The sequence below is a fragment of the Microcoleus sp. S13C4 genome, assembly GCF_036700865.1.
GTDB lineage: Bacteria > Cyanobacteriota > Cyanobacteriia > Cyanobacteriales > Microcoleaceae > Microcoleus.
Window position 1 is genome coordinate 1 of record NZ_JAUBPS010000140.1, and the last position, 4,842, is coordinate 4,842.

The following is a 4,842-nucleotide window of genomic DNA, read 5'->3' on the forward strand; positions in this document are numbered from 1 at the left end:
CCCGTTGATAGGCGTTAAGTGGAAGTCCTGAGAGGGATGAAGCTGAGGCGTACTAATAGACCGAGGGCTTGACCTCTCTTTCCACATGGTGGTGACGATGACTTAATTCTCTGCAGTCTTCAGGGTTTCTCACCCTTACCACTTTTCTCTAGTGTCAAAAGAGGCAATGGAACCACTGGGATTCCATCCCGAGATCTCTTGTTAAATGCTCCGGTAAATATATTTGGTCATTCACGGCAGCTCGAAAATAGCTCAATCCCTGGAACCACTTTAAAACAAAAGCTCCTCTGTGTACAGATAGGGGCTTTCTTGTTTTTGCTGATTAATTTTTAATTCGCTATCCCTGTTAAATTAATTTCGATCGCCCTCAACCCTCAACACGATTTCATGCTATGTGGGACAAAATTGCCGCGCACATCTCTGAAACAACCGGAGAAACATTTTCTATGGACAATCGCCATTCTGTCAGCGGCGGCTGCATCAATCAAGGCTATTCTATTAGCAGCAGTTCCCGCGCTTACTTCGCGAAAATCAATCAAGCTTCCCAAATTGCGATGTTTGAAGCCGAGGCTTTGGGTTTGCAGCAAATGCGGGCAGCCCAGACGATTCGAGTACCTGAGCCGATTTGCTGGGGAACTGAGGGGAATTCAGCTTATATTGTGGTGGAATGGCTGGATTTGGGAAGTCGCGGGGGCGATCGAGCTTGGGAAGAAATGGGGCGAAAACTCGCCGAAATGCACAAATACACCCCCCCCAACCCCGCCTTGCTAAGGGGGGGAGAAGAGCCTAATTCTGGCTTATTGAGGGGAGTTTTTGGGTGGGATATTAATAATACGATCGGCTCAACTGTGCAAATTAATAATTGGACGGCAAATTGGGCAGAATTTTGGGCAGAACATCGGATTGGTTATCAGTTACAATTGGCGAGGCGTCGGGGTGGTCATTTTCCGCAAGGGGAACGTTTATTAGAGGTAATTCCTGAGTTGTTAGCAGGCCACGAACCGCAACCTTCGCTAGTTCACGGAGATTTGTGGGGGGGGAATGCAGGGGTAACATCTGCGGGGGAACCGGTAATTTTTGACCCGGCCGCGTATTTTGGAGATAGAGAAGTTGATATCGCGATGACGGAGTTATTTGGCGGGTTTTCGGCGCAGTTTTATGGGGGATATCATCAGGTTTGGCCGTTGGAGGGAGGCTACGAGCAGCGGAAAATTTTATATAATCTATATCACATTTTGAATCATTTTAATTTGTTTGGCGGGAGTTACGAGTCCCAGGCGAATCAGATGATTAATCTAATTTTGGGTTAAAATTTACGTAGTACCTGGATTCGATCGAGTCAAAAATGAAGTCTTGGCACTGTTGCATCGGTCGAGGTACTCGCTAACACAAACGTGCATTTGTTCCTATACCAGGGTCGGAGTTTAACTGTCGTCTGAAGACGACTTAAGCTTTAAGGCAGGGGTTTAAACCCCTGCCGCAGTGAAGGCTTCACCTGGTTTTTGAGACCAGTGGGTCTATTTTTGCTTAGCAGTCGCTTTTTTCTTGGCTTCTTTTTCCGCTTTTTTAGCTGCTTTTTCAGCTTCAAGTTTGGCTAACTTGGCTAGCTCTTTTTCTTCAGCTATTTTATCGAGATAGTAGTGGTAATCTCCCAAATAAGGGCGAAATTCTCCATCCCGAATCTCGACAATTTTGTTAGCTACTTGGGAGATGAAATAGCGATCGTGTGAAACGATAATTACCGTACCGTCATAATTCTGAATCGCTTCTTCCATCATCTCTTTCGCCGGAATGTCGAGGTGATTTGTCGGCTCGTCCAAAATTAGCAAATTCACCGGAGTCAACAGCATCTTTGCTAAAGCCAGACGGGCTTTTTCTCCGCCGCTCAAAGCGCCGACTTGTTTGAATACTGTTTCGCCGGTAAACAAGAACCGCCCCAACAAAGTCCGAACTTCTTCATTTTTCCAGTCGGGTACTTCGTCGTGAATGGTTTCGATCACGCTTTTATTCAAATCTAAGGCTTCTGCCTGATTCTGTTCAAAGTAACCAGGGATGACGTTGTGGCCTCCCAATTTGACTGTACCTTCAGAAGGCTTTTCTAAACCCATAATCAGTCGCAGCAGGGTGGATTTGCCCGCGCCGTTGGGGCCCAGAAAGGCTATGCGATCGCCCCTTTCAATTAATAAGTCGGCTCCCAAAAATAGGATTTTTTCGCCGTAGGTGTGCACCAAATCTTCAATTATTGCTACTTCGCGGCCACTGCGGGGTGCGGGGGGAAAGCGGAAATGCAAAGTTTTTAATCCGCCGGTGGGCGCTTCGATGCGTTCGATTTTGTCTAACTGTTTCTCGCGGCTTTTGGCTTGGGTGCTACGAGTGGCGCTGGCGCGGAATTTTTCTACGAATGCTTGCTGTTTTTCGAGTTCTTTTTGCTGGCTTTCGTAAGCGCTGAGTTGGGCTTCTCTGGCTTCTGCTTTTTGCAGCAGGTAGGAGGAGTAGTTGCCGAGGTAGGTGCTGGAAACGCCACGTTCGGTTTCGACGATTTGGGTGCAGAGCCGATCGAGAAATTCCCGGTCATGGGATACGATTACCATCGGGGTTATCAGCCCTTTCAGGTAAACTTCCAGCCATTCGATGGTTTCTAAGTCGAGGTGGTTGGTAGGTTCGTCTAGTAGCAGAATGTCGGGTTTTTGCAGGAGAATTTTGCCCAAACTCATCCGCATTTGCCAGCCGCCGCTGAAGGCGCTGACTAATCGATCGCCGTCTTCGGGTTCAAATCCGATTTCGGGCAGAATTTTCTCGATTTGGGCTTCTAGACCGTAGCCGTTTAAGCCTTCAAATTGCCGTTGCAGCCGATCCATTTTGTGGATCAGTTCGTCGAGATTTTCTGGGGTGGAGGCTTCCAAGTCTCGATGCACTTGCATCAGGGATTCGTGGACTTCGTTGGCTTCGTTGAAGGCGCGCCAAAATTCTTCTCTGACGGTGCGAGTCGGATCTACTTCAAATTCTTGGGAGAGGTAGGCGATGTGGAGGCTGGCGGGGCGAATGACTTCGCCTGCGGTGGGTTCGATTTCGCCGGCGATGATTTTGAGTTGGGTGGATTTGCCGGCACCGTTAACGCCTACTAAGCCGATGCGATCGCCTGGCTTGACTTCCCAGGTGACATCTTTGAGTACGACGCCTGTGGGGTAAATTTTACTGATGTGTTCGAGTCGCAGCATTGTTGTGGGGACTGGGGAAGGGCTGGTTTAGCGGCGGATGGGATGCCGGCGCTGAGGTCGAGTTAATCTTAACAAATTTTAATTATATTTAGCTTATTGCCAGATTTTGATTTGGTAGGAGTTACGCGAAGAAACGGGGTTTCTCTGAAAAATTGCCGATTCTGGGCTAGAGATATAGGAAGAAACCCGGTTTTTGGCCTCGATGTGGGTTCAGGACTATTTGGGTGGGGCGATCATCTTCGAGGGCTTCGCTAACGGGCGATCGTGTTGTTTCAGATTGAATTTCTCGCATAATGGTTGAGACTTCTGCACATTATAATAGTCAGTGTCAACCTCGATAGCAAAAGAGAGCGATCGTGCCAGCAAGAGACATTTATCATCAAGTAGTCAAACAGGCTCTGATTAAGGCTGGCTGGACAATTACCCATGATCCGTATCCCTTGGCTGGGGCGAAGAGAAACCGTAAGGATTCAGGTCTTTGATTGGGGAATCAGAGAAGGCATAAAAAAGTTACAAGAATGGGCAGATAGAGCATCACGGAAAAAAGCCATTGCGCGAATACCTTGAAACCGACAAGTCTGAATCACAGATAACAAATCAGCAGTTTGTTCAAATCGAGACATGGAGCGGGAACCGCCAGATACTTTACGTTTAGTCACGGCTAATCTCCGTGAACGTTCTGCCAAATTATTGTCAGGAGGAATGGAAGGGTGGTCTAAAAAATACCACCATTGGTTCGCTTTCTCACGCAACGAGCGCAGCAACAGTCCAGCAGTCTAACCAACATGACCAATCCAAGTATTTAACAATTCTGCCAGTCTGGTCTTAAAGTCCCTCGCCCAAGTGTGATAATCAAGTTCTTCAGGGTGCTCGCGCCCGGAGTCGATGTTGTCGAAATGCCTCATCAATTAATTCCAAAAATGCCTCTGCGACGACAGTGTTGTTACCGTGACTGATTTGAAGAACTTTCTTAAAATGTCGTCGTAGATGGGCCAGACATTTCTGCTGCGCTCCCACAATCACACCGTTATATACGCTAAAATCATCAGAATTCAACACTCCAGCAAACTCATTCCCCAGCATTGTTTCTAATTCTGAGCGACTGCGAGTGTCCGCAGCATGGAACAGGCAAAAATCTTGACCTGTAGCTGTCCACAACCATTCTTTGACGCCCTTAACACACCACGGGGTTTCATCGACATGGACGTTAGCTTGTAACGGTGCCCATTGCCATAAGTCTTTAACGGCGGGCTTTACAGCATTAGCTACTCGCGCATTGGTTGCTTGTAATGTCCCGATACCAATTTCAATACCACCTAATTCCCGCAGCAATTCTTGTTGCTTTTCATAAGACATATGCCCATAATTACCTAGCCATACCAATAATGCTTGTAGGTCGATGCTTAAGTCTTGTCCTGGCACTAAGTAGTCTCACAAAATTAATTACACAAACAACTAATATGATATAATAAAAAATATCAAGTTGTGTTCAAAGAGGTTTTATATGTTTTTACTTCGAGATATCAATCCACTTTCTTTAAAATTGGTAAACCGAATTTATCGCGAAAGCAGACATCATCAAGTGCGCCAAAGAGCACATTTTCTGATTTTAGCTTCACAAAAT

At 46.7% G+C, this 4,842-nt stretch carries 3 protein-coding genes and 2 pseudogenes; 3 read left to right on the forward strand and 2 right to left on the reverse strand.

What is annotated here, in order from left to right; genetic code table 11:
• Positions 1–392 precede the first annotated feature (392 nt).
• Entirely contained in the window at positions 393–1,310 is a 918-nt protein-coding gene (locus QT996_RS28035) for a fructosamine kinase family protein (RefSeq protein ID WP_333050737.1), read from the forward strand.
• A 207-nt stretch (positions 1,311–1,517) separates the two neighbouring features.
• Here the strand turns inward: QT996_RS28035 and QT996_RS28040 are convergent, their stop codons facing one another.
• Entirely contained in the window at positions 1,518–3,218 is a 1,701-nt protein-coding gene (locus tag QT996_RS28040) for an ABC-F family ATP-binding cassette domain-containing protein (RefSeq protein ID WP_333050739.1), read from the reverse strand.
• 356 nt (positions 3,219–3,574) lie between these two features.
• Between QT996_RS28040 and QT996_RS28045 the strand changes: the two genes are divergently transcribed.
• On the forward strand, positions 3,575–3,700 hold the full coding sequence (locus tag QT996_RS28045) for an element excision factor XisH family protein (RefSeq protein ID WP_333050741.1): 126 nt from the start codon (positions 3,575–3,577) through the stop codon (positions 3,698–3,700).
• On the opposite strand, the pseudogene tnpC reads toward QT996_RS28045, so the two are convergent.
• Positions 3,689–4,643 (reverse strand): annotated as a pseudogene (tnpC, locus tag QT996_RS28050) (IS66 family transposase); the annotation flags it as partial. The gene QT996_RS28045 and the pseudogene tnpC overlap by 12 nt on opposite strands.
• 79 nt (positions 4,644–4,722) lie before the next feature.
• Between tnpC and QT996_RS28055 the strand changes: the two are divergent.
• Positions 4,723–4,842: pseudogene (locus tag QT996_RS28055) on the forward strand (IS630-like element ISAcma34 family transposase); the annotation flags it as partial.